General features: G+C 42.7%; 17 protein-coding genes and 1 pseudogene. 7 read left to right on the plus strand and 11 right to left on the minus strand.

What is annotated here, in order from left to right:
* Positions 1–740: 740 nt before the first annotated feature.
* Entirely contained in the window at positions 741–3,050 is a 2,310-nt protein-coding gene (locus R7Q39_RS05755) for a hypothetical protein (RefSeq protein WP_318075895.1), read from the plus strand.
* Between the two features lie 57 nt (positions 3,051–3,107).
* Here R7Q39_RS05755 and tmk read toward each other — a convergent pair whose 3' ends face one another.
* From tmk to R7Q39_RS05785, 6 genes are all read right to left on the minus strand, one after another.
* Entirely contained in the window at positions 3,108–3,686 is a 579-nt protein-coding gene (gene tmk / locus R7Q39_RS05760) for a dTMP kinase (RefSeq protein ID WP_031812607.1), read from the minus strand.
* Positions 3,674–4,930, minus strand: coding sequence for a radical SAM protein (locus tag R7Q39_RS05765; protein ID WP_318075896.1), 1,257 nt, complete (start codon positions 4,928–4,930; stop codon positions 3,674–3,676). Before R7Q39_RS05765 ends, tmk begins: the two co-directional genes overlap by 13 nt.
* A gap of 93 nt (positions 4,931–5,023) precedes the next feature.
* Positions 5,024–5,344 carry a hypothetical protein gene (locus tag R7Q39_RS05770; protein WP_025589001.1) on the minus strand — a complete coding sequence of 107 codons (321 nt, stop codon included), beginning with the start codon at positions 5,342–5,344 and terminating at the stop codon, positions 5,024–5,026.
* Between the two features lie 65 nt (positions 5,345–5,409).
* Complete coding sequence (locus R7Q39_RS05775) at positions 5,410–5,994, minus strand: hypothetical protein (protein WP_262644042.1); 585 nt, start codon at positions 5,992–5,994, stop codon at positions 5,410–5,412.
* A 1-nt stretch (position 5,995) separates the two neighbouring features.
* Positions 5,996–6,904 (minus strand): hypothetical protein, encoded by a 909-nt coding sequence (locus tag R7Q39_RS05780; protein WP_318075897.1) that lies wholly within the window; start codon positions 6,902–6,904, stop codon positions 5,996–5,998.
* Positions 6,897–9,392 carry a CHAT domain-containing protein gene (locus R7Q39_RS05785; RefSeq protein ID WP_318075898.1) on the minus strand — a complete coding sequence of 832 codons (2,496 nt, stop codon included), beginning with the start codon at positions 9,390–9,392 and terminating at the stop codon, positions 6,897–6,899. Before R7Q39_RS05785 ends, R7Q39_RS05780 begins: the two co-directional genes overlap by 8 nt.
* A gap of 400 nt (positions 9,393–9,792) precedes the next feature.
* On the opposite strand from R7Q39_RS05785, the gene R7Q39_RS05790 reads away from it, so the two are divergent.
* On the plus strand, positions 9,793–10,443 hold the full coding sequence (locus R7Q39_RS05790; RefSeq protein ID WP_031812613.1) for a HEPN domain-containing protein: 651 nt from the start codon (positions 9,793–9,795) through the stop codon (positions 10,441–10,443).
* Between the two features lie 602 nt (positions 10,444–11,045).
* On the opposite strand, the gene R7Q39_RS05795 is transcribed toward R7Q39_RS05790, so the two are convergent.
* A complete protein-coding gene (locus R7Q39_RS05795) occupies positions 11,046–12,779 on the minus strand; it encodes a recombinase family protein (RefSeq protein ID WP_318075899.1) in 1,734 nt (577 codons plus the stop codon).
* A 56-nt stretch (positions 12,780–12,835) separates the two neighbouring features.
* Here R7Q39_RS05795 and R7Q39_RS05800 point away from each other — a divergent pair.
* A pseudogene (locus R7Q39_RS05800) lies at positions 12,836–14,428 on the plus strand (FAD-dependent oxidoreductase); the annotation flags it as partial.
* Positions 14,429–14,495: 67 nt separating this feature from the next.
* On the opposite strand, the gene R7Q39_RS05805 reads toward R7Q39_RS05800, so the two are convergent.
* A complete protein-coding gene (locus R7Q39_RS05805) occupies positions 14,496–15,194 on the minus strand; it encodes an aspartate/glutamate racemase family protein (protein ID WP_318075900.1) in 699 nt (232 codons plus the stop codon).
* Positions 15,195–15,334: 140 nt separating this feature from the next.
* Positions 15,335–16,135, minus strand: a complete 801-nt coding sequence (locus tag R7Q39_RS05810) for a PhzF family phenazine biosynthesis protein (protein WP_025767753.1) — start codon at positions 16,133–16,135, stop codon at positions 15,335–15,337.
* Between the two features lie 147 nt (positions 16,136–16,282).
* Between R7Q39_RS05810 and R7Q39_RS05815 the strand changes: the two genes are divergently transcribed.
* Positions 16,283–16,732, plus strand: coding sequence for a YkgB family protein (locus R7Q39_RS05815; RefSeq protein WP_005376100.1), 450 nt, complete (start codon positions 16,283–16,285; stop codon positions 16,730–16,732).
* Positions 16,733–16,930: 198 nt separating this feature from the next.
* Here the strand turns inward: R7Q39_RS05815 and R7Q39_RS05820 are convergent, their stop codons facing one another.
* Together R7Q39_RS05820 and R7Q39_RS05825 are read right to left on the minus strand one after the other, a co-directional pair.
* The gene (locus R7Q39_RS05820) at positions 16,931–17,407 is read right to left on the minus strand and encodes a DM13 domain-containing protein (protein ID WP_256900054.1); all 477 of its coding nucleotides are present in this window, start codon (positions 17,405–17,407) and stop codon (positions 16,931–16,933) included.
* Between the two features lie 195 nt (positions 17,408–17,602).
* Complete coding sequence (locus R7Q39_RS05825; RefSeq protein ID WP_256900053.1) at positions 17,603–19,927, minus strand: FdhF/YdeP family oxidoreductase; 2,325 nt, start codon at positions 19,925–19,927, stop codon at positions 17,603–17,605.
* Between the two features lie 660 nt (positions 19,928–20,587).
* Here R7Q39_RS05825 and R7Q39_RS05830 point away from each other — a divergent pair.
* The 3 genes from R7Q39_RS05830 (at position 20,588) to uhpT (ending at position 24,157) form a co-directional block, all read left to right on the plus strand.
* Entirely contained in the window at positions 20,588–21,472 is an 885-nt protein-coding gene (locus R7Q39_RS05830; RefSeq protein WP_017820178.1) for a LysR family transcriptional regulator, read from the plus strand.
* A gap of 53 nt (positions 21,473–21,525) precedes the next feature.
* Positions 21,526–22,356, plus strand: coding sequence for a formate dehydrogenase accessory sulfurtransferase FdhD (fdhD, locus tag R7Q39_RS05835; RefSeq protein ID WP_318075901.1), 831 nt, complete (start codon positions 21,526–21,528; stop codon positions 22,354–22,356).
* Between the two features lie 406 nt (positions 22,357–22,762).
* Complete coding sequence (uhpT, locus tag R7Q39_RS05840) at positions 22,763–24,157, plus strand: hexose-6-phosphate:phosphate antiporter (RefSeq protein WP_021707729.1); 1,395 nt, start codon at positions 22,763–22,765, stop codon at positions 24,155–24,157.
* Positions 24,158–24,255 lie beyond the last annotated feature (98 nt).

Here is a 24,255-nt window from a genome sequence, read left to right on the forward strand (position 1 = left end):
CAAAGCCTTGTTAGTTCCTAAAACCCGAACCGCAATTTAGGAACCACCCCTCCGACACAGACTCACCCGAATTTAGAGTAATTAAGGTTACTAAGGACGAAATCCATGAGCTTCGCTCATGAACCATTCGACGAACTTCAAAGCACAGCTTTGGGCGGCCACTTTGTCATTTTTATAATAAAACAGAGAAAGTGGCCTTTTTTGTACAAAAATTCCAGCGCATAAATGATTGATTACACGTCGAATCCAAAAATAGCATGCTAAGCCATTGAATATATAAGTAGTAGTATATGGACGACCACATTGTTAGGCGGGTATGATTCGCTCAAATCAACGATATAAAGTCATGCGAAACTTCGACAGGAACTCAACAAAACAGACACTTTCAACGGTCTTATCAAGCGGAACCAACCGTTCAACCAAAGTGGTCTACTCCTTTTTTAGGTGTACTTCACTCACGCCAAACAATTGGTTGAACTTTAAGTGCATACGCCGCCTACAGAGCCAAATCGAACAATTCAAAACGAAGTTTTGGGTTAGCTGGTATCAAGGTGACTTGCTTCTACTCAATGCAATGCCCTCAAACAGGTTCAACAGTTTGAAGGGCACATCGATGCTTACCTAGCAAACCTAGTTCAATCAAAATCCAATCCCTTGTTCTAGCGTTCAGATACTGAGTGATCATCAATCTGACGTCAGGCGAGGCGTACCCAAAAATCATAACAATAAGAAATTACACTATGAAAATTTTAAATAAATCAACAACTAGCGAACATATCGGAATCAAAAACCTTCAGGAGAACAAAATCTCTATCCTCATATCCAATGGTATAAATTATGTATGTTCAGACCGAAGAATCGTCGCTCCGATGTATGGAAAAAATAATTTTTTTGAGATTGCGAGGTCTTATAAGCAAGCCAGTATTCGTGATATTGAAATAGTAATCGATTCTAAGAAGCACCCTGAACTTTCAGAAAAAGCACTAGCTGAGAACGTGGCAAATGCTCGCTTGCCAATATTTGATTTGGCAACTGGAATCCATTTTGACAGGCTCAGCACAGTTCAAACACTGCTCGAAGGCTACAAACTTTTCAGAAGCACAACGCTTGCTGACTCAATCTCGAGGAATCTGATTCAGAAAATTCCACTCCATTTCGAAACTTCCGAATCTTGCCTATCGCACTACCTTGATGCTGGTTCGAATGGTTACCAGAAGCTCCTCAACGCCTTAAACAAAACAACGACCAATTATGAGTCGATGCTTAGTGATGCTACGAAAGTGACTGAATTCGACCGATTTGTTGAAGTTGAGTCGTTCGACAATGTCAGCTACCTCATCGAGGACACTCAATTTGATACAACAGTATTGCTAGGAAAAACAGGCACAGGGAAAACAAAACTTGCATTGCAGCCACTGATAAGGTCAGCCACTGAAAACAAAAAGGTAGTTTATCTCTCGTACCTAATTCCCCTCGTAAAGCAGCTTTGTGAATCTGTTGGAGCAGTAAATTACAAGAATGACTCATTATTTGAGATCGAAAACGCAACGTCACTGGGTGTTGTCGTTAACAGTGCCTATAAAGATCATCTAGCTTCAGTCATCCTGAACTGCGACATACTCATTATTGATGAATTTGAAAAGGTTATGACTAATGTCTGTGGGCACAACGACACGATGCGTGACGAGGTATTTGACGTACTGACTCTAGCGATCCAGAAGGTTCCCAAGGTCGTTGTTGCCGATGCCGATATTACAGATACCACCCTACGCTGGTTGCGTAAGCATCGTAAAAGCATCCAAATCATCCGCGCGACGCAAAACCCATACAGCAACATCAACGTCACTATCGCAAATAAATTTGCCGCTTTTGGCAATACATCGAGCAAGCTCAAAGGGGAAAATGTCATCCTTTTCGACTCTCTAAGGTCAATGCGCATGACAATGATCGACATGGGATTGACTGATAAGAGTGGGCAAGCTTGTGAAAAAGTTGCACTTAAGAAACAGGTTTTGGTACTAACTGGCAGCAACAAGAACATGGAAGCTCAAGCGAGTTTTCTGACATCACCTTCAGAAGAGTGCACCCAGTACGACATGATTATGGCATCACCGTGCCTGGCTTCTGGCTACTCATGTGAATCTGATTATACAGACAATGTTAACGTAGTCAGTGACCTAGTGCTGGGGATCGATGAGTTGGTCAATTTCTCAAGGCGCTTCCGTGCAAGTAAAAATATTACGTTCTACTTGACTCTAAATGACCATTTTAATTATGTCCCGACTCAACTTTGTGATACCGACTCTGACCGCGACATCCTACGCAATGAATTTGAAGACAAGAAGAAATTATTCAATGCTAATCAACCTCTTAGCATGATGTGGAACTTGAATCGGCTTGGTTTCAATGTCCAAATACAGCAATCAAGCAATGAACAACTTGAAGAAGGTATTTTTCGATTCAATCTCCTAAAGGCACAGGATCTCGAAGCTCGAATCAAGGCTATTTTAGCGGCACGCCTGATTACACGGGCCGAGGCCGACAGGCTGATCATGAGTAACCAAGTCGGTTTTGAAGAATTGGCAATGCTCAAGAGGTACGAGATTATGCGCGACTATCAACTAGAGGAGATCACCAAACAGGACATTTTATTTGATGAGGATTTCTGTAACAAAGCACTGTACAAACAAATTTGGAGTCCCAACGGGGTTAACCAAAACAAGTACCTTGTTGAGCCAGCTAAGTTCATTAAGTCACAGATTTTACAAAATCCAGACTACCAAGGTGATAATGACACACTTGTCCTTTCTCGCCCCCACGTTCATGGCATCGCCACAGAAATTTTCGACAATTGGGAGACATTTAAACACTTGCTACCAGATAGCAAGCAACAAAAAGATTGCACGCAGACTGCTGCAACCAAACTCTTCAAGGCCATGATGACCTCATTAGGGTATATCTGGCCAAAGGGGGGCTATCAAAGCGAGCCTAAAAAAGTGAAACTTTCATTGGACGCGAGGGCTCTAGCTTACAAAAACAGCCTTGTGTAACAGGAACCAGCGGGTGGAAATCGGGCACCATATGCGCCCGATTTTCACTGACCTGAGCTAGACAGTTTTGCAACCACTATTCAATATAGTATCAACGATAGCATCAACGCCCTGTGAGGCATCAACGAGGAGCCACTTCCCAACTGGTTGTGAATAACACATACCTTCGTATAGATCACGCAATTCACGATCTGCCTCAAGGGTTAAAGTCTTTCTGTCTTCAAGCGTACAATTGTTTCTAGCGTTAATTCTTTCGTTACGCTGATCCATAGGCAAGTCTAGGTAAACGGTAAGATCTGGTCTCAAGAGTTCACTTTCTATTTCATGAAGCTTGTAGTGTTGTCCATTGGACATCCAGCAATGATAGACCTGAGTTGACAACCAATAACGGTCTAACACGACGTGTTGGCCAGAATCTATCAAACGTTGAGCTTCATCAGCCACGTTGAGCACAGTAGCCATGTAGAACAACTGCCTTGCCTTGGGATTATTCTTAAACACAGCATCGAGATGTTTGCGTGTGGTTTTGAAGTCAGTTCCTGGTGTAGTCAACCACTTTGCGTTGAGTTTCTTGGCCAAGCACTTTGATACTGTAGACTTCCCGCTACCATCTAGACCCTCGATTACGATAAACATTCTGATAAATCCTCAACTGTTAGTTTCTTTGCTAGCTCTCTCATTGCTTTCCATTCTTCATTAGTGAAGCTGTCACTTTCGACAACATGCGAGATCCCTGAATCATCGATATGGCCTTCTTTAATGCCGTATGATTCTCTGTCGTCTGATAGTTGCGTCCCTTCCAGTAGCATTAGGGGAAATGCCTTTATGTTCGATACTTTTCGATCCTGAAGAAATTGAAGACTTTGAGTAAAACTATCTAATGTTTGCGTCGGTAACCCATAAATTAGACTGACCTCAAAAGACATATTCTTGTCGTGAAGCATGGAGATGGCCGAAGATACTTTCTCAATATTGTTGCGTCGATTGATTATGATAGATTCAGACCTGATTGCAGTCTGTAAACCAAACTCGAGATGAGTATTTAGCTTTGAAAACAACGCTAACAAGCGCTCATTAATGTCCTCAAAACGCACTTGAAAGACGAGTTCTGCTTCTAGTCCAATACCAATCGCGTACTCCAAAATCTCGTATGATCTGCGTCCTTTTCGAAAGATCGGGTCTAACACATTAATTCGCTGAACTTTTTTCTCTTTGAATAAGTCCAGTTCCTTCTTTATGGTCTCCATCGAGAAATCATGTACTTTATTGCCAGCCACATCACGGTGAGCACAAAATGAACACGCATAATAACAACCACGTTGCGTTTCCCAGTGCGCCATTGGCTGATATTCATCAAGCTCAATCGAACCATTTAAATATGGTGAATGACGTGACGCAAACTCGAACTTGTTGTTTAAAATAAGTTTGCGGATCAATTTGTCCTGCATAAACGCTTCTGGCAAAGAGGCTTCTGCATAGCTGGGCAAGTAAATATCACCACCAGGATAAAGTGCTTCACAGCTCGACTCATGAACCTGGTATCCCCCAAGAATAATGTTTCCCTTAAAGCCTTTATCCTTCAGTTGCGTTATCAAGGGCTCAATTAGCTCGCTGTTCCATACGTAACAACCTAAAGCTAAGCCATCAATCTCTTCCAGCTTATGTTGCTCATTAATTCTGTTTGCTATCTCCCCTGCTGACAGGTTAAGTGCCTTATTTTTATTCATATCAATTGACAGGTGCTCAGCAGTAAACTTCTTACCGTAGTCCTTGTGCTGCCTGCACTCGGATAGAAGCACCCCTGCTGCAAAACTAGTCGCACTTTTACCTTTTTGGGTGTAATCAAACGTAACTAGCAGGCATTTTTTATTCTTACTCATAACTAAATCCATAGTCCTAACTATGCGGCAACTACAAAGCTATAAAACTCACTTTTTCAAGCTTCGTACTCTCATAACCAATTAATAACACTATTAAAAATGCTTAAACTGTTGCTCATAGCCTTGTCGTCGACATAGCTTGAAAGTAAGTCGTTTGTTCCCTTTAGATAGGATTAAGCGAAAGCTGCGCCCGATTCTGAATCGAATCAGGGATGGATTAGATTTAATGTTTTTGCCGCCAAGCACAGTGAATGGCGTACCGTCAGCAATTGAGTTCACTACACTCAGTGTTTTTTGACGAGTGGAGTTTGGCAAATCGCGCCAGATTTTTTTGTCAACAAGACAAATACAGTCAGAGTTAGAGCTGGTCAGCTCAGGACTGCGTGGTTGGTATTTGAATACGATATTTTGCATTTAGACGTACCTTTTTTTTTGTGTTGGTACGTCTATACGCATAGAAAAATGATTTTTTTCGCTTTTTATTTCAATAAAGGCAACAGAACAATGTAACCTACTGATTTTGCTTTATTTAAACTTTCTGTTAGATCATCACTTATCACATCACCATGTATAAATGTGAGCATTACAGCTCCTTCATCAGGTGAAAACTCCCACTTATCATCAGAAGTTATCCAGCCTTCTAAGTCCTCGTATCTATAGTGTATTTGAACCTGTGATTCAGTGTTGAACGACACTGTTTGCTCACCTTGAATCTCAATTAGCTGCTGATTTCCCCACTCGACGGTGATCAAAAATGGTTCCTTTACCTCGTCCTTATCATTTAATGATAAAGCTAAATCACCTAATAGATCCTCTTCACTCATCAGAGATACTATTGGAGAATTGATAGTCTGTTTAACAAAGCGCTTTGCTTGCTGGTAATAGCAAACATACTGTGGCCACTTTGCGGCAAAATAACAAAACCGATCTAAGTTTTCTCTACGCTTAACCGCATCGCTCCAGACCCGCTCACGCTCTGGATCTCTAACCAGTTCTTTCCAGTCATCAGTATTGCTATTTCGACCTTGAACCATCTCATCCAATGAAAGTTTATCTAACGGCATATCAAGCCTCCTCCTTTCGTGGGGACTTCAATTCTGAGAGCTGATTTTCTAGTTTTTCATACTGAGCAAAGTCACGGCCAATCTCATATTGATCTAATAAACTTTTTCTGCCAGCAGATTTGAGTAATTTATGGCACAGAACCGTGGTGCCATCGTTATTAACACGGTGAAAATGATCTATAACTTGAGCAACTGATTTACGAACTTCATGTTTTTCTATGTGTGATTCATTTCCATCCGCTACATACTGAGGCTTATTTTTCCCTCTAGTTAAGTACTTCTTCTGGTACTTATGAAAATCAGACACTTTTGATTCAACATTAAGGTAAAGGCAAAGATACCTGAAAGATGCATCAGCTTTGTACTTGGACAATTTGGCGGGTGACCCCTTTAGCTCTTTAGCAACATTTACGTCAACATTGATAAAGCCGCTCAGCTCATCTAATAATTTTTTGTTCGCTAGGAACCAGTAACCAACCATGTCTGGCGCGACAGAATGACTGTACAAAGGTAAGCAGTTTGAGAGCTTTTCAATATCGCGCTCAATATCATCGCCTGCCAAACCATCATAATCTAAAAGATTGGAATCTAACGATATTTGTTGAATGCCTTTAACACTGATACCTGTTTTGTATTTACACCAGAAATCGATTTGATTGAAAAGCCCTAAATTACAAGGAATACTTCTTTTGAGCAGCTCTTTCTGATCAAGCCTCTCAGAGACAAACATATCTAGAATTTTATCTTTCGCTTTATCCTGACAACCAAAAACACTTGATAGCTTTGGCCCATTAAATTCTTCTAGAGCTTTAGATAAAATCACCTCAATCGTTATTCTGTGCTCCTCAAGATACTGTTTTCGACCTTCTACGCTCCAATCGTTAATTTGCGACAAATCTACATCACGCATACTTAATAAATCCAGACTTTAGTTGTTGTTGTGCTAAATGTTTTTTTAGGTAATTCATTTCATCAGCTGTCAGCTCTACTTGTTCTTTACAAACAGCTCTGTTGATTTGATCTGCAACTCCACAAAACCTTAAACCAGCCCAAGAAGAAGGATGCAAGAATAGTCTCTCAGCTTGTTGTAGTTCATCTTCATTCCGCGACTCTTGTGTCTTCATTGGCCCTAATAAACCATCAAGAGATTCATTACATCTCAGGGTATTAAGGTATGGCGACACCCCCCCTAGCTCTCTCATTTTGTTAAGTTCGGCTTTTGCTCCTTGTGAAACCCACCAGCGTTGAGCTGCAAGTAGAGCTTTTGATGGTGAAGTACCAATATTCACAAGTTGGTCATAGTAAGATTTGATATGTGCTGTAACAATATCTGGCAATGCCCACAATGAACCGATTGAGCTAACAGCTCCCCACTCTATCATCCGCATATCGAAACCAAATGCTTCGTTTACAGGGATAGAGAAGACACTCAGGGGGATATTACTGCCGCTTTGGCAAGCCCAGAATTCGACACGCTCCATACCAGCAACTTGGTTAACCAGTTCTAAGTCATTCATGTCGAAGTGTGCCGTTTTCAGACAAGGCCTATTAGGAAGTTCATGTGCACAATGGCCATAATAGGATATGACTTCACTGGTACGAACCACTTCAACAAAGTCATCTTTTTGAACATCAGTCATAAGACCTGAAGCGTGTTTGTTCGCTACATTGTGAAAACGTGTTTCACCGCCATTGATACATTTAGATCCATTACGCTTATTAAAGTGCGTCACATGATTACAAAGATATAGAACTGTTGGGAGCCAATTGATCTCATCCACCAATGTATACAGCTCTTCCCCCTCAATGCCCGTGGCAGCCCACGGTATCTGTGATGCAAAAAATGAGGTTAACAAACCAACACGTTTACAGTCATCAGGTAATATTTCACGCCAGTTTATGAAATCTAGAACCCAAGTTCTAAGACCATCAGCGTTTCCTTTTACATATGCACCAATATCATTAACTAAGTTTCTTGGTAAGCTAACACTATGACCTGTTACCACTAGTTTTCCAGCATTCATCATAGCGACCAAAATGAGTACGTCGTCAAAATTCGACTCAATGTCAATTCTGACCAACGTCAAATTAGGGTTCTTGCTTAAGGCTTCTTCAAAGTGCTCAATTTGAACTGAATAGTCACTGTTTCTCCGCTTCAAAAATGCAGGGTCTAGCTCGTCAATTAAACTTTCAATCTTAAGAAAGTCAGTTAAACATTCATTTGATTTATGTCGTAGAAATGCAATTGAATCTTTGTCATCTATCGCCCCCTTAAGCACCGCAGGATACAATGCAGGCTCGTAGAAGTAAGTAGATTCCCCCACTTCTTCTATGATTGTATCTTTCTGTGATCTTTCAAAAACCTCAGTTAGTGCTGCCTCAGCATCCTCTGCACTTAAATGATCTAACATCAGCGCAAGTTCGTTCAGATTAAAATAAGTAGACCCCATCTGAAGTAAATCACTACGTAAAGGCAAACAAACTTTTTTTTCTGGGACTTGCCAATGTTTGTTTGCGCTTTCACAAAAACGTAGAGCACTACAATTTTCAAGTAACTTGAATGCAGCAGTTAAATCATCCTGTTCCATTAGTATACGAGCAAGTCCTGAACATGTTCTTTGAACTAGAGATGCTAATACATCGGCTTCTGCATCACTCTTGCAAGTTCGTCGAATTTCCATCAATTCATATTGCTTTTTGAATAGCTGCTTTAAGTTTTCAGGTGACGGTTTGGCTTTTGCTGTTCGTAACAAGTAATCAATTTGTTGCTCAGGTCTAGCTATATCGACCTCAGGGTTAATTGTCATAATTTTAATAGGGTCAACTCCGAACCGAGGCGCTATATCTAAAATGGTCTCGCATAGTTCTTTGTGTTTTGGGGAGTCTGAGAAATGCATCAACCTCGCAAAACTTAGTCCTAGCCCTTGTTCTGGATCCATGACATTCATAAAAGGTGGCAAATTGTAGTTCAGGTAGCCTAAGTACAACTCAACTGATTTCGCTTGTGACTCACATGCTTTCTGGTTAAGCCCTTGATCGAAAAGAACGCTCGCTAGATTAAAGTGAACAATTGAAAGCTGGCCATCTCTAATCACCTTAGGAATCTCACTATTAATTAATAAATCAATAGCTTGAATGTGAAGTACCTTGGCCTTTTCTATGCAATCTAAATCTTTATCAGGCCAAAGATAATCATGTGCAGCCCTCCGATAGACTACGGCTAACTGCGAGAGACTGGAAGCGTGCTTCTCAGGGATAAGCTGCCTTTGAGGAGTGTCTATTGCTCGATTAAAATACTGAATAGCCTTATTTAGGTTATGGTAAGTACCACCTGGTAGTTCAGTGTGATATGAAAAGTGCAAGACCCCTAAATCATGGCAAGTTGATGCTCTTGCCAATGGCTCCTTAAGAGCGATCTTCAATGCTTTGGACAATAACCTCTCTGCTTTCGCGATAGATTTGGCATCTTTTGACTTTATGAGTTGCTTTGCGGTTTCAGTGAGATCGAACCATTTACGTGTTACCAGACAACGAAGCTGTAGGTCTTGCATAGCACTGTACTCTATAGCTTGCTCAGTTTGTAAAGAGAAGAAACCCATTCACTTTCCTCATTAATATTTTTACCATTTTTGACAACCGTCTCTCTTACACTTCTGAAAGCTATACCTGTTGTATATCTAGGCTAACAGTTTGAATCAATTAAAAGTTTACTCTAACTCATAACACCATAATAACCAACTTGCATAAGATACCAACAAGGGTAACATTAAGGCAGTCAAATAACTTCTGGGAAAGCATATGTATCAGATACTTAAAGAGCGCCACCGTCAAGAGAGAGACTCTTACCCTCAAGCGCTGTCTCTGCGAGTCCACCGCGCTCTTAGTTGGCTAAAAAAGGCAGAGATGTGTGATGATGACCACGACTCGAAATACATCTTTCTTTGGATTGCGTTTAACGCCGCATATGCTCAAGATTTCGAGTACAAGGCTGATTTCGGTGAACGAGGCTTATACCAAGAGTTTCTTGCCAAGGTCGCATCTTTAGATGGCGGAAATAAGCTGTCAGAACTAGTTTGGTCTCAATATTCATCTTCCATACGATTGATTCTAGATAATGAATATATCCTTCAGTCCTTCTGGAAGTTTCACTCTGGACTCATCACAGAGGATCAATGGAAGAAAGAGCGTTCTCAGGCTAAATCTATCGCAAACAAAGCTCTGTCAGGGGGTGACACCGCCACTGTATTGAGTGTCGTTTTCTCAAGGCTTTACACATTACGCAACCAGTTGATACACGGTGGGGCCACGTACAACAGCTCTGCTAATCGTGACCAAATTCGCGACTGCACTGCGTTACTCGAAAATGTTGTTCCAGCAATTATTGAGATTATGATGGATGGGGCTGATGAGCTTTGGGGAGATGCGGTTTATCCATTGGTGTCACCGTAGCTGGTGCAGGAGCATGATAATTGTCATCTCAAGTCAATCAGCCTGCGGACTCAGCAAAGCTGATTGAACTTGCTGATTGAACTTATTGTCACTAATCAAATTTCATCAACGAAAAATCGACACTCTTGGAAGTATCATCATGAGCCACTTACCTACACTTTTCCCATCACATAAAAGATACAAAGACTGTGTAATCAATCGTTTACTTGCGCTGTCGGTGTCTGTTTGTCTTCGAGCGGCAAATTGGGAGTTCGTGTAATGCATTCACCAACCGCTTTTGGTATGCCTATTAGGTGAACCTCGAAAGCTTTCAGACGTCATCAATACCATGTTTATGAAATCTCGTTTAAATCGCGAGCCATCAGTTTGCCCTCTGACGAAGATATATACAGCCTAAGCTGTTCACCTTACTTTCAACTTTAAACCTGGGACTGTGAATTTTGCTCACTTCCACATATGAATTCAATAAACAAAGGGGCAATGCCACCAACTGATCGTCGCTTGTGATACATCAGCGCGAGCTCTTCTTGGCTTCGAATAATAATGGTAACTCATAAAGAGAGAGCATCTACAAGCTCTTACGATCGAACTCGTCCGTGAATTTAGTCTGATTCTGATTCGATATCAGCATCTTTAGATTGACTTTTTACCCTATTCACCAAATCTTTTTTTTGCTCATCAGTTAACACTTTGAGCATTAGATTAGCGCCTCTTTCAATACGAAGCTGCATGGCTAAATCTTGGTCAGCAATGACTTCTGGTTCGTGAAATTCGATGTGACCTCTTTCCCGAATATCAAAGTTGATACCTTTCGCACCAAGCCTCATCCCAGCTTTAACTCGTTTTGCATTTACATCTTTACCAATTGTGGTTCTAGCTTCGAAATCATTCCAAGCGCCAATAATCAAACGTACATATGGATCTTTTGTTACAGGGTCATGACCTAAATAAGCTTTAACATCATAATCTTTGAGAATTTGGTTGAACTTGGCTTTTTCCTTATGCTGGGATAAATCTAAGTCTAGCTCCGTTAGCTTTCCCGCTCTTTCTGCTTTTGCCTGTGATAACTTGGATTTTAACTCGTTAATAATTTTGTGCTGCTCTTCGTAAACATCTTTCCATTGACTGTCATAATCATAATCAAGCATAAACGTCATCGCTCTTTTAGCCTTTAAACTGGCGGCATGCATCTCTGACTCCAAAGCGTTTATATCGACTGTCGTTTCTTGCTTATCTTCAATATGTTTGAGCAAGTTGTATACACTGCTTTCTAAAGGGGCATATTTTATATCTTTGGCATTGCAACCATTTGCCTTTGTTTTACCATTGCATTTTATATAAGAACGAACCTTCCCGAACTTAGATACCTGCTCACCACCAAAAGCCATTTTTTTATTGCAGTGATCGCAATACACTATGCCGCTCAACACATTCTTGACGACTGTAACTTTGCCTCCCTTGGTCTTCGATATTTTCTGCTGGCATGAATTGAATGTTTTTTCATCTACAATAGCATCATAGATCTTTTTACCGTCTCTATATCCAAGTACCGCCTCATCTCTCAAATACCGATTCACAGCAGACTCACACAGCGGTTTGTTTGAAGTTGTCGTTATTAGATCACCGTTCTCATCATACCGATAGCGAGGTAGTTCAACTGGCCCTATTTCATTGATAATCCTTTTGGCTCCAAGTCCCAGTTTTCTCAACTCAAAAATTTTTTGAATGACCTTTACATTATCATCTATTAACCGATAGTCTCGTCTATCTTTTGTTCTATGAAGCCAAATAGGCGTCTTCGCTACGCTCTTTATCCCTTGCCTCTCGAGTTGTCTTATAGTTGCTTGAATCCTTTCAGACTTGATTCTGCTTTCTTCATTCGCAAGATAGAGTCCGATTTCAAGCATAATCCTCGCACTCAACCCTAGAGGCCCTTGCATTTCGCTTGAGAAAACAATGTTCCACTTTGTAATCGCTACCTTTACACCTGCTTTCATTATTTTTTCTAAGTGTTCACGAACGATACCAGGTTCAGCTCTACTAAATCGGTCTATAAGTTCAAAAACAATGATATCTCCAGGCTCAATCCGCCCATTTTCAATATCACAAAATAGCTTCCCTAGCTGCCCTTTCTTGATGTTTTCTTCGGTGTAGCCCGATCGCCCTTTATCTTCATACCTACGACCATAGATATATGGTTTTAGCCCTTCGCTTATCCTTGATTCATTGTGAATTTCAATCCATTTTTCAGTAGCTTCCGTTTGGCGCTCCATGCCCTGACCATCGGTAGATTGGACTTTTTTTGAAACTCGGTGATAAAGAAAGTATTTACTCATATTTACCTCACAACAAATCTATACTTCATAGTATCATAGAGTTGTTTATCATACAGTTGTCTTTTGCAAACTGTGGCTTACCCTATCACATTGGTGGCGATATCCAAGAGCGCAGCAAACTGCTTCTTCAAACGCCTGAGAGCTTTTTAGCGCGTTTCAATGTTGATGTCCGTGTGATGAACGAAGTGGTTTCTATTAACCGTCAAGACAAAACGGTTACGGTTAACAATTTGCTTGATGGCTCTGAATACCAAGAGAGCTACGACTTTCTTCTACTCAGCCCTGGCGCAGGTCCAGTTGTGCCGCCTATTCCGGGTATTGATAACCCGTTAACGCACTCGCTGCGCAATATTCCAGATATGGATCGCATCATTAAAACGATCGAAACCAACAAAGTTGAACACGCTACGGTCGTTGGTGGTGGTTTTATCGGTTTGGAAATGATGGAAGCCTTCCACCAGCTAGGCATAAAAACCACATTAGTTGAAATGGCGGATCAAGTGATGACGCCCGTTGACCGTGAAATGGCTGGCTTCGCACATGCTGAAATTCGTGAGAAAGGCATCGACCTTAAACTTGGCGTCGCACTTGAGTCGGTGAAATTCGTACCTAACGAGCACGTGGCAAGTTTCGACTCTGGTGAGAGCGAAAAACACCAACATCTAGAAGGTGAATTGGAATTAACACTAAACAATGGTGAAAGACTCACCACCGATATTCTGATTATGGCAATTGGTGTTCGCCCCGAGACCAAATTAGCAAAAGAAGCTGGCTTAGAAATCGGCGCTCTTGGTGGTATTTATACCAATGAATACATGCAAACCAGCGATCCTTCGATCTACGCTGTCGGCGACGCGGTAGAAAAGAAAGACTTCGTGACTGGCGAGCAAACTCTAGTGCCACTTGCGGGCCCGGCAAACCGTCAAGGCCGAATGGCAGCAGACAACATGCTTGGCCGCCAAGAAACTTACCAAGGTACGCAAGGCACGGCGATCTGTAAGATCTTTGATTTAGCCGTCGCTTCTACTGGTAAAAACGAGAAACAGCTGAAACGTGAAAACATCGCTTATGAAAAAGTGTATGTGCATACAGCAAGTCACGCGAGTTACTACCCAGGTGCAGAAACCGTGTCATTCAAAATGCTGTTTGATCCAGTAACAGGTAAAATATTAGGTGCACAAGCAGTAGGTAAAGACGGTGTTGATAAACGTATCGACGTAATGGCAGTTGCTCAGCGTGCTGGTATGACGGTAGAGCAACTGCAACACCTCGAGCTAACTTACGCGCCACCTTATGGCTCTGCTAAAGATGTAATTAACCAAGCGGCGTTTGTGGCAAATAACATCATCAAAGGCGATGCGACCGCGATTCATTATGATGAAATGGATTCACTGACAGAAGACCAACTGTTACTTGATGTTCGTAATCCTGGTGAATTGGAGTCCGTTGGTTATCTTGAAGGTGCAATTAATATTCCTGTCGATCAACTACGTCGTCGCATGCACGAACTTCCTAAAGACAAAGAGATCGTGATTTACTGTCAAGTTGGGTTACGCGGTAACGTAGCATACCGTCAGCTGGTCAACAATGGTTACAAAGCCCGCAACTTGATTGGTGGATACAGAACTCTCAAATTTGCTCGCTTATAACTTGATAATAAAAAAGAGAAAACCACGTGCTTGGTTTTCTCTTTTTTTGCAGGAAAGAAAGCGTAGATCATTCACCTTCAATTGCCAAACGGACTGCTGCTTGAGCATGGATAGAAGTGGTATCGAGTAGTGTAACATCGGTGTGACTTTGGTTTACAAGTAAGGCAATTTCAGTACACCCGAGAATCACAGCTTCAGCTCCCTGCTCTTTTAGTTTTTCAATAATTTGCAAGTATATCGTCCTTGACTCCTCTTTGATTTCACCTTGGCATAACTCTTTATAAATAATGTTATGTACTTTAGAGCGGTCGTCTTGATCGGGAATGATGACATCAAGCCCATAGAGGTCTGAAAGCCTTCCTTTATAAAAGTCTTGCTCCATTGTGAATTGAGTACCAAGGAGTCCGACCTTTTGAACCCCTTTCTCACGAAGTAACTCAGCAGTCGCGTCTGCGATATGTAGTATGGGGATATTAATACTGGCTTCAATTTGAGGCGCAACTTTGTGCATTGTGTTAGTACAAATAAGAATGAAGTCAGCGCCCCCTTTTTCTATTGAAGATGCAGCATCAGATAGAATGCTTGCCGTTTCTTCCCATTTACCTTGATGTTGAAGTTTCTCTATCTCCGAAAAATTCACGCTATACATACAAATTTTTGCGGAATTTAAGCCGCCTAACGTCTCTTTGACTCCTTCGTTGATCAATTTGTAATAACTAAGCGTCGACTCCCAGCTCATACCACCTAGAAGACCGATAGTTTTCATATAACTCTCCAATCGTTATACACCACCGTGCCAGGGGTGTTTTTACAAAAAAAAATCAGCCACTTAAATAAGTAGCATTCAAGCGTCCTCACTATTGAGCATTGGGTAACACGAAAATAAAATCATTCCCACAAGGACCGCTACGCGATTCTCATATATCCTCGCAATATCGTTACTGCATTTCCAGAAAGCTTAACGTGCTCAGTGCTTAACAACTCTGTATGGACGACCCCACTTCTCTCGGAGGCTTGGAAGCCTTTCAGTTGCTTTTTGTTGAGCTCTTTAGCCCAGTAAACACATAAAGCGCAATGTGCAGAGCCTGTAACTGGGTCCTCATTAACACCTACCCAAGGCGCGAAGTATCGAGAGACAAAATCGGCGTCAGTACTTGATTGAGCAGTGATGACGACGCCACGGCCCTTTTGTTTAAGCAGCGCACCAAAATCAGGGTCGAGCTGTTCAAGCACAAATTCATCATTAATGACGATCAACTGCTTATTATCAAACTGACCGTAGGCGACTACATTGGCGGCATCTAGCCCCAAGCCATGAAGTAAGTCTTTGTTAATACTCGCTCTCATATCTAAAGTTGGCGCAGGAAACACCAAATGAATTTCTTCATGATCGAGTTGTGCAGTTAAAACCCCAGATAGCGTAACGAACTCAATCGTATCTCCAGTATTATATAACCCCTGCTCTTTCAGAACGTGCGCCGTTGCAAGTGTGCCGTGTCCACACAAAGCAACTTCCGTCCTCGGTGTAAACCAACGAAGTTGCATTGTATTGAGTGACAGAAATGCCGTTTCAGATAACGACATCTCGGCCGCGATGGCCAACATCGTTTCCTCATCAAAGCTTGACTCTGTGATACAAACACCCGCGGGATTACCTTTGAAAACCTCTGATGTAAACGAGTCAACCTGAAAAATTTTAACTTCCACGAAATATCCTTAAGTTCTATCAAACACGTAATTCTGTATCACGTGATTTTTAATATCTGTTGTTTGAGCGAAAAAAACCTATGAAATTTTCTACCAACCTTATAGGTCTTGTTGGAAGCGCTAACAAACAGGAGAATGTAGTTAATTATGCAAAACGTAAAAAGCCATCATCAATGTGACTCAATTGGATATCTTATCGGAGTTTTCGGCGTTTCTTTAGTTCTAATATGGATTGGTATTTATAAATTCACACCTACAGAGGCCAAGCTTATACAACCGCTCGTTGAAAATCATTTTCTGATGAGTTGGTTGTATGATGTGATGTCAGTTCAAGCCGTATCAAACATCATTGGCGCAACAGAAATCATTGTCGCTATTGGATTAATCGTTGGCCTTAAAAACACACGAGTCGCTTATTTTTCTGGCATAGCCGCCGCAATTATTTTTCTTGCGACACTCAGCTTTCTAATTACGACACCGAATACATGGAAAGTGTCTGATGGGGTTTTGGTGACAAACTTCTTTTTAGTAAAAGATATTCTATTTTTAGCCATTGCGATTAGCGTCATCGAACGAAACAAGCCAAACAGAGAATAACTCTAAATAGTTCGAAATCTTGTTTTTCCAGAACGTAGCCTGAAAGGTGCAAACGACTTACAAGTCGAATGGTTCTGTCAATAACTCTAAACAAAGGCTCTTAAATTTAGAATGTTTAAGAGTCTTTGCCTCTTAATTATGCGAAACAACATCCTAGCGTAAAGTGAAAAGAAAAGCCTTTCACTCTACTGCTAAGGTTTATTGATACTTTGCCGAAGTAATGAACTCACCGAATGTCTCGCACCATACAACAACCGTATTGTATTCAGAAATTGAAGTGCTTTGAGGAACCTCAACAACGAAGTTATCGAACGTTTTGACATCACCAATTAAGCCCATCTCAGATTTAAGGTCATTAAACTCTTGTTCCGTTTCGACAAACTTAGGAGATAGATAGAGTTTATAGTCTGGTCCGGGAGCGAGTTTTCCTACCAACGTAATGACTTCAGAACTCAAATGAATTTCTCCCTCTCCCCAATGAAAAGCATCGCTACCTTTGAGTTCCCTCTTAAACACTGCGCTGTATTCTGCACCTTGCTTGCTCTTAGCAACTTGTTCATCGGTCGGCGCAGGTGGTGCAATAAGGATCGGTAAAGTATAGATACCTATCGCAATGCCAATAGAAACTGCCACTAAGTGACTGATTGTTAATTTAATTATATTTTTCAAGGTCATAAGCATCTTCTTATTAGTTTTACTACTTGAAATTAGATTCAAATCGGCCTTATCTGTCTATTATCGAGCAGCATAATGTCATTAACATTATACACAAGCTATGCGCACTAAATGCAGACTGAGCGCAATTAAAAACGGCTGATAATTAATATCAGCCGTTTGCTTATCGGAAATGTCGTTGTGCCGGTTTGGTCACTATTCCGCTTCCACCAAAGCGATCTTATCGGATGTCGATTTTTCCAATTTTATCGCAATAAACTTAGAGGTTGGCGTAAACGTTCTATCCCCATAACTGTCCAAAGGAACTAATGGGTTTGTTTCTGGATAGTAAGCCGCCGCCTGACCTGCTGGTACATCATAGGCAACAAGCGTAAATCCGCTCACACGGCGCTCAACGCCATCTTCCCACAATGACACCATGTCCACTTTGTCGCCCGGTTCAAAACCGAGTTTACGAATATCCGCTTCATTGATAAACAGCACTTCGCGCATACCAAATACTCCACGATAACGGTCATTCAAGCCGTAAAGTGTCGTATTGTATTGGTCGTGTGAGCGCATGGTTTGCAAGATCAAATCTGGCTTTTGGCCTTTTTCGAGTATCGCTTCGCTGATCAACTGCTTCGGCAACTCGCTAGAGCTGAACTGTGCTTTGCCGCTTGGTGTATTCCATCGACGCTCAGCAGCTGGGTTTACCAAGTGGAATCCACCCGGGTGTTTAAGCTTATGGTTAAAGTCGGTAAAGCCCGGAATCGTGTCGGCAATCAAATCGCGAATACGGTCGTAATCTTCAATCGCCCACAACCAATCAATTGGTTTTGCCCCGAGTGTAGCATTGGCAATACCGGCAATAATCGCTGGTTCTGAACGCAAATGCTCCGAACGCGGTTTTAGCTGACCAAATGAGATATGCACCATGCTGAAAGTATCTTCAACCGTCACGCCTTGTGGGCCAGTTGCTTGCTGATCAATCTCGGTACGGCCTAAGCACGGAAGAATAAGCGCATCTTTACCTGTGACAAGGTGAGAACGATTTAACTTCGTCGAAATGTGTACGGTTAAATTACAGTTTCGCATCGCGTTGTGCGTACGTTCTGTGTCTGGCGTTGCTTGTGCAAAGTTACCGCCCAAACCGATAAATACTTTCGCTTGCCCTTCTTCCATCGCTTTAATGGCTTGCACAGTGTTGTGGCCTTCACCGCGCGGGACGGCAAAGTTAAATCGACTTTCAATGCGATCCAACAACAGATCTGAAGGTTTTTCATCAATGCCCATCGTACGGTCGCCCTGAACGTTACTGTGACCACGTACTGGTGAAAGACCCGCGCCCGGCTTACCAACGTTACCTCGTAACATTTGCACGTTTGCGACTTCTTTAATGGTTGGTACAGAGTGACGATGCTGAGTCAACCCCATCGCCCAACACATGATCACACGTTCTGCACGTCGATACATGCTCGCCACCATCTCGATTTCACTTAAATCAAGACCCGATTGTTCCGTGATGTGTTCCCAAGCGGTTGCGTCCACTTCAGCCAAATAGTCATCTATACCTATCGTGTGCTGCTTGATGAATTCACGGTCAAATACCGCTTTGCCACCGTTTTGCAATGCCTCGCGTTCCCATTGCAACAAGAATTTCGCGATGCCACGAAATACTGCCATGTCTCCGCCCAAAGCAGGACGCAGGTACGCCGTGTTTGTAGGCTCTGAGCCGTTACTCAACATCTCAATCGGCATTTGTGGGTTTTGGAAACGCTCTAATCCGCGCTCTTTCAGCGGGTTTAGACAGATAACCTGAGCACCACGTTTTACCGCTTCGCGCAGAGGTTCAAGCATTCGTGGGTGATTCGTGCCCGGGTTTTGACCAATCACAAAAATCGCGTCGGCTTCTTCAAAATCATCAAAGATCACTGTGCCTTTACCAACGCCAATGGTGTCTTTCATCCCGATTGCACTGGCTTCGTGACACATGTTGGAACAATCTGGGAAGTTGTTGGTACCGAATGCGCGCACAAATAGCTGATATAAAAACGCCGCTTCGTTGCTTGCACGGCCAGAGGTATAAAACTCCGCTTGGTGTGGTGAATCCAATTGGTTGAGATGTTTAGCCACAAGAGAAAAAGCCTCATCCCAAGAGACAGGCACATAGTGGTCGGATTCAGCATCGTATCGCATTGGGTGCGTGATACGGCCTTGGTATTCCAACCAGTAATCGGTTTGAGTTGAGAGAGAAGAAACGCTGTGATTGGAAAAAAACTCAGGATCAATCAGACGATTAGTCGCCTCCCAGTTTACCGCTTTCGCGCCATTCTCACAGAAATTGACTTTACCACTATCTGGCGACTCACCCCATGCACATCCCGGGCAGTCGAAACCGCCATTTTGGTTGGTTTTGAGCATAGTGCGAATGTTTTTAACTGCATTTTCACTGCCCCACCAACTTCTGGTTACGGCTTTCAGTGCACCCCAACCACCAGCTGGACCTTTGTATGTTTTTATTTGTTCTTTTTGGCTCACGACTTTACTCCTCGCAGATATACCAGCAAGCAGGGTGCCCGTGAAAACAAGCGCGTTATTTATTGAGATAATGCGGAAGTATTGAAGGGCTTAGTTTCTAATCCATGTATTTTTTAATCCAAATAAGTAACCACTCAACATGCTCTCGCTTGTCCGAGCGTTTACTTATCTAGATTCTTGATATCGGATACCCGCCTACTGTTTCTAAGACTGGTAGATTCAATTCGCATTGTTGCGTCTTGATCTAAATCAAAGATTAAGTCGTTATTCAATATGCGTCCAATTGATAATCCTGACCGAGTGATAAACAAAATCTATGACGAATTTTTCCACTGACGGTCATAACATTTTTAATCAATACAATTTATGAGGTTAATCGTTTTCCCATCCGATTCCACCTAGTTCGCTTAACGAGCTCAATAAAATCGGTACTCTTGATAATAGATAATATCTATCACACTATAGATACTTTAAATTTGACCCTAATTAATATCAGGAATAGCCTTGATTCAGATCAATTTTGAGTGTGGTTTTATTCTTGACTTGGTTTTTCATTCCCCAGTTAAAACGCTCCAGCGCTTAAAAAGTACGGTAGTGCTGTGCCCTTTTTAGGGAGTTCCCCCGTACATGTGACTCACAACGCAAGGTTAACAAGCCATTATGGATATCAAACAACTTAAATATCTCATCGCACTTGAACAGACCAAACACTTTGGTCAAGCCGCCGCATTGTGCCACATTACGCAGCCTACTTTGTCCATGAGAATCCGAAGCTTAGAGGAAGAGCTCGATCTCGAATTAATCCAAAGAAGTCAAAGATTTGAAGGATTTACTGAAGCCGGAGAACGCATTTTAGCTTGGGCAAAAACCGTCTTAGCAGCTCATGATGGATTGCAAGCCGAAGCCGCCAACTGCCGTGGTCAGTTGGTAGGCTCTCTTCGGCTTGGAATGGTGCCACTCGCCAGCCAAAACCCTATGCAATTGCTTAAACCATTAGCTCAACAGTTCCCTGAGTTACGCTTTCAAATACTCTCCATGACGACCGAACAGATCATAGACCAACTCAATCGCAATCAACTTGATTTGGGGATGTGTTATGTCGATCAAGTCAACACCGCTTACTTCGATGTTATCGAACTAGATTCAACCAAACTTGGCGTTTTATTCGATGAGCGTCATTTTGATTTTGCCGAATCTGAAGTGTTGTGGGAGTCACTCAATAACATTCCGCTAGGGCTGCTTTCGAAGGGCATGCACTATCGCCACTCCATTGATCTTAGCTTTGTGAGTAAAGGGCTGGTTCCGCAAACCGTCATTGAAAGTAACTCCACCTTTCACTTGATCCAAGCAGTAGCCAGTGGCCTTTGTTGCGCCATTATGCCGCTGAATTGTGGATTGGAAGAGTTGAACGATACGCTTCGCATTATCCCTATCGAAGAAGCCGCCGTTCACGCCCCGCTAGGTTTGTTAAAGCGAAAACAAGAACCCTTCTCCGCGCTAACCGATCAGTGCTTCGCAGAAGCAAAAAACATATTCAATCGATAACAAGAATCCACACGTCAATTTTTGGCATACATAACGGCTTATGAGGTGATTTCATGAGATGTACTACTCAATCTTATTTAGAACTGTCCGATTTCAATCAAGCACCACCTCAACCAAGTGCGTTCAATTACCGAGAATTGATTGATGGCCGCCCAGTGCAACAAATGTCGCTGGCGAGTGAATCCGCCTTAGCTATCAGCTTTAACGGCATTAGCCAAGCGGTCATGATGGTGACGCCAGGCCATCTGGAAGACTTCGTGAAAGGATTTAGCCTAAGCACAGGCATCGTCCACGATTTCAAAGAGATTAAAGACATTGAAATTGGTGGCGATCACGAATCTCACTATGCGGAAGTGGAAATCAGCAACCGCGCTTTCTGGGCGTTAAAAACACAGCGCCGAAATCTTGCCGGCACAACCGGATGCGGCATTTGTGGTGTAGAGGCTCTGGAACAAGCTTTGCCTGATTTGGCACCGCTAACACCGTCTCTTCCTCCGCGCTCCGATGTATTCGAAGGGCTGCGAGACAAAGTCGCACTGCATCAAGAAGCCGCACGTGAATCTGGCGCGTTACACGCCGCTTTATTTGCAGATTTACAAGGCAACATCAAGTTGTGCCGAGAGGACATCGGCCGTCACAACGCGCTAGATAAGTTGATTGGCGCATTGACCAACAATCACATCGAGCCTCAAAGTGGCTTCGCAATCATGACAAGCCGTTGCAGCTTGGAGTTGATCCACAAAGCCGTTCGCGCGCGTATCCCCACTCTGGTTTGCTTATCTGCACCTACAGCGTTAACTGTCGAATGGGCAAGAAGAAACCATTTGAACCTAATTCACTTGCCAAAACACAGCTCGCCGCGTCTATACAGCCCTGCACCTTAACACGTCAACCTAGCCGAATTCCTAATATTTCTAACAGAGACCTCTGGGTCTCTGTTGTTTGCTTCTCGTTCCCAATTGATACTTAGCGACAAGACACTATTCTCTCCAACCAAACGAGCTCACCCCTTGTCAGCACTAAGCTTGCGTATATTAACCTGCTTGCATTTGAACGCTTTCCAATCCGATAAGAACGCTGTCAAAAAACCATAAATTAGTAAGGGTTTTGTGTGACTCTTTTCACGCTTTTCCGCCTTCCTAGGCATTTCTAGGAATTTTTCCTAGCCGATCTAGGCAACCATCTCATGTGCCTCACAAAACCACTCTCTAGAATTCCGCTCAGTCAAAGGTAACAAGAGCACATAACGGTCTCCGTTGTGTTTCTAAAACAATTACAAGAGAGTTCATCATGTTAAAATTCCTCGAACAGGTGCGGAAGCCGACCCTCGATCTTCCTGTCGAAGTTAGAAGAAAGATGTGGTTTAAACCATTCATCCAATCTTACTTGGTCGTATTCATCGGCTACCTAACCATGTACTTGATTCGTAAGAACTTCAATGTCGCGCAAAACGACATGATCTCAACTTACGGTTTGAGCATGACAGACCTAGGTCTTATTGGCCTTGGCTTCTCCATCACATACGGCATCGGTAAAACCGTTGTGTCTTACTACGCTGACGGTAAGAACACCAAGCAATTCCTCCCTTTTATGCTGATCCTTTCTGGTCTTGCAATGCTTGGTTTCAGCTTCAGCATGGGCGGCGGTAGTGCAAGCCTGTTCTTGATGGTGGCTTTCTACGCTCTGAGTGGTTTCTTCCAAAGTACTGGTGGCCCTTCTAGTTACTCAACCATTACAAAATGGACACCTCGTAACAAGCGCGGCTCTTACCTAGGCTTGTGGAACATGTCACACAACGTTGGTGGTGCGGGCGCAGCGGGTGTTGCTCTTTTCGGTGCCAACTACCTATTCGACGGCCACGTAATCGGCATGTTCGTGTTCCCTTCTATCATCGCGATCATCGTTGGCTTTATCGGTATGCGCTTTGGTAGCGACTCACCAGAAGCTTACGGTCTAGGTAAAGTAGAAGAACTTTTCGATGAAGCAGTGAGTGAAGAAGACACCGCCGCTGAAGAAAACCAGATGACCAAAAAAGAAATCTTTGTTGAATACGTTCTTAAAAACAAAGTTATCTGGCTACTTTGCTTTGCCAACATCTTCCTTTACATCGTGCGTATTGGTATCGACCAATGGTCAACGGTATACGCGTACCAAGAACTTGGTCTGTCAAAAGAAACGGCAATCTCTGGCTTTACTCTATTCGAAGTCGGTGCGCTTGTGGGTACTTTGATGTGGGGTTACTTATCTGACTTAGCAAACGGTCGCCGCGCATTGGTTGCTTGTGTGTCTCTTGGTTTGATCATCGTATCGCTTGAGTTCTACCAACACGCCACTAGCGAGTTCATGTACTTAGCCTCTCTATTTGTATTGGGCTTCTTGGTGTTTGGTCCGCAACTTCTTATCGGTGTTGCCGCGGTTGGTTTTGTCCCTAAAAAAGCAATCAGTGTAGCTGACGGAGTAAAAGGTACATTCGCTTACCTAATCGGTGACAGCTTCGCGAAACTTGGTCTCGGTATGATTGCAGACGGTACACCTATCTTCGGCTTAACAGGTTGGAAAGGTACCTTCGCAGCCCTAGATACCTCCGCCATGATTTGTATTGTTTTGCTTGCTTTCGTCGCTATCGCGGAAGAGAAGAAGATTCGACACGCGAAGAAGCTTCAACTTGCACAAAACCAAGCCTAACTTCTCTGCGCGCTTTACTTCGGTAAAGCGCGCAAGATCATTAAAAAGCATGGCTCAATTCAGTATCATTAAAGATTTTTCTATTGGCTCCTGTTGGA

This window comes from Vibrio sp. 947, from assembly GCF_033339115.1.
In the GTDB taxonomy this organism is placed as follows: domain Bacteria; phylum Pseudomonadota; class Gammaproteobacteria; order Enterobacterales; family Vibrionaceae; genus Vibrio; species Vibrio alginolyticus.

Coding starts and splice junctions, on each gene's coding strand:
- R7Q39_RS05815 (WP_005376100.1), top strand. CDS start 16,283: ATGCAAAACGTAAAAAGCCATCATCAATGTGACTCAATTGGATATCTT.
- R7Q39_RS05830 (WP_017820178.1), top strand. CDS start 20,588: ATGGATATCAAACAACTTAAATATCTCATCGCACTTGAACAGACCAAA.
- R7Q39_RS05820 (WP_256900054.1), bottom strand. CDS start 17,407: ATGACCTTGAAAAATATAATTAAATTAACAATCAGTCACTTAGTGGCA.
- R7Q39_RS05775 (WP_262644042.1), bottom strand. CDS start 5,994: ATGCCGTTAGATAAACTTTCATTGGATGAGATGGTTCAAGGTCGAAAT.
- R7Q39_RS05765 (WP_318075896.1), bottom strand. CDS start 4,930: ATGAGTAAGAATAAAAAATGCCTGCTAGTTACGTTTGATTACACCCAA.
- fdhD (WP_318075901.1), top strand. CDS start 21,526: ATGAGATGTACTACTCAATCTTATTTAGAACTGTCCGATTTCAATCAA.
- R7Q39_RS05790 (WP_031812613.1), top strand. CDS start 9,793: ATGTATCAGATACTTAAAGAGCGCCACCGTCAAGAGAGAGACTCTTAC.
- tmk (WP_031812607.1), bottom strand. CDS start 3,686: ATGTTTATCGTAATCGAGGGTCTAGATGGTAGCGGGAAGTCTACAGTA.
- R7Q39_RS05780 (WP_318075897.1), bottom strand. CDS start 6,904: ATGCGTGATGTAGATTTGTCGCAAATTAACGATTGGAGCGTAGAAGGT.
- R7Q39_RS05770 (WP_025589001.1), bottom strand. CDS start 5,344: ATGCAAAATATCGTATTCAAATACCAACCACGCAGTCCTGAGCTGACC.
- R7Q39_RS05805 (WP_318075900.1), bottom strand. CDS start 15,194: ATGAAAACTATCGGTCTTCTAGGTGGTATGAGCTGGGAGTCGACGCTT.
- R7Q39_RS05755 (WP_318075895.1), top strand. CDS start 741: ATGAAAATTTTAAATAAATCAACAACTAGCGAACATATCGGAATCAAA.
- uhpT (WP_021707729.1), top strand. CDS start 22,763: ATGTTAAAATTCCTCGAACAGGTGCGGAAGCCGACCCTCGATCTTCCT.
- R7Q39_RS05795 (WP_318075899.1), bottom strand. CDS start 12,779: ATGAGTAAATACTTTCTTTATCACCGAGTTTCAAAAAAAGTCCAATCT.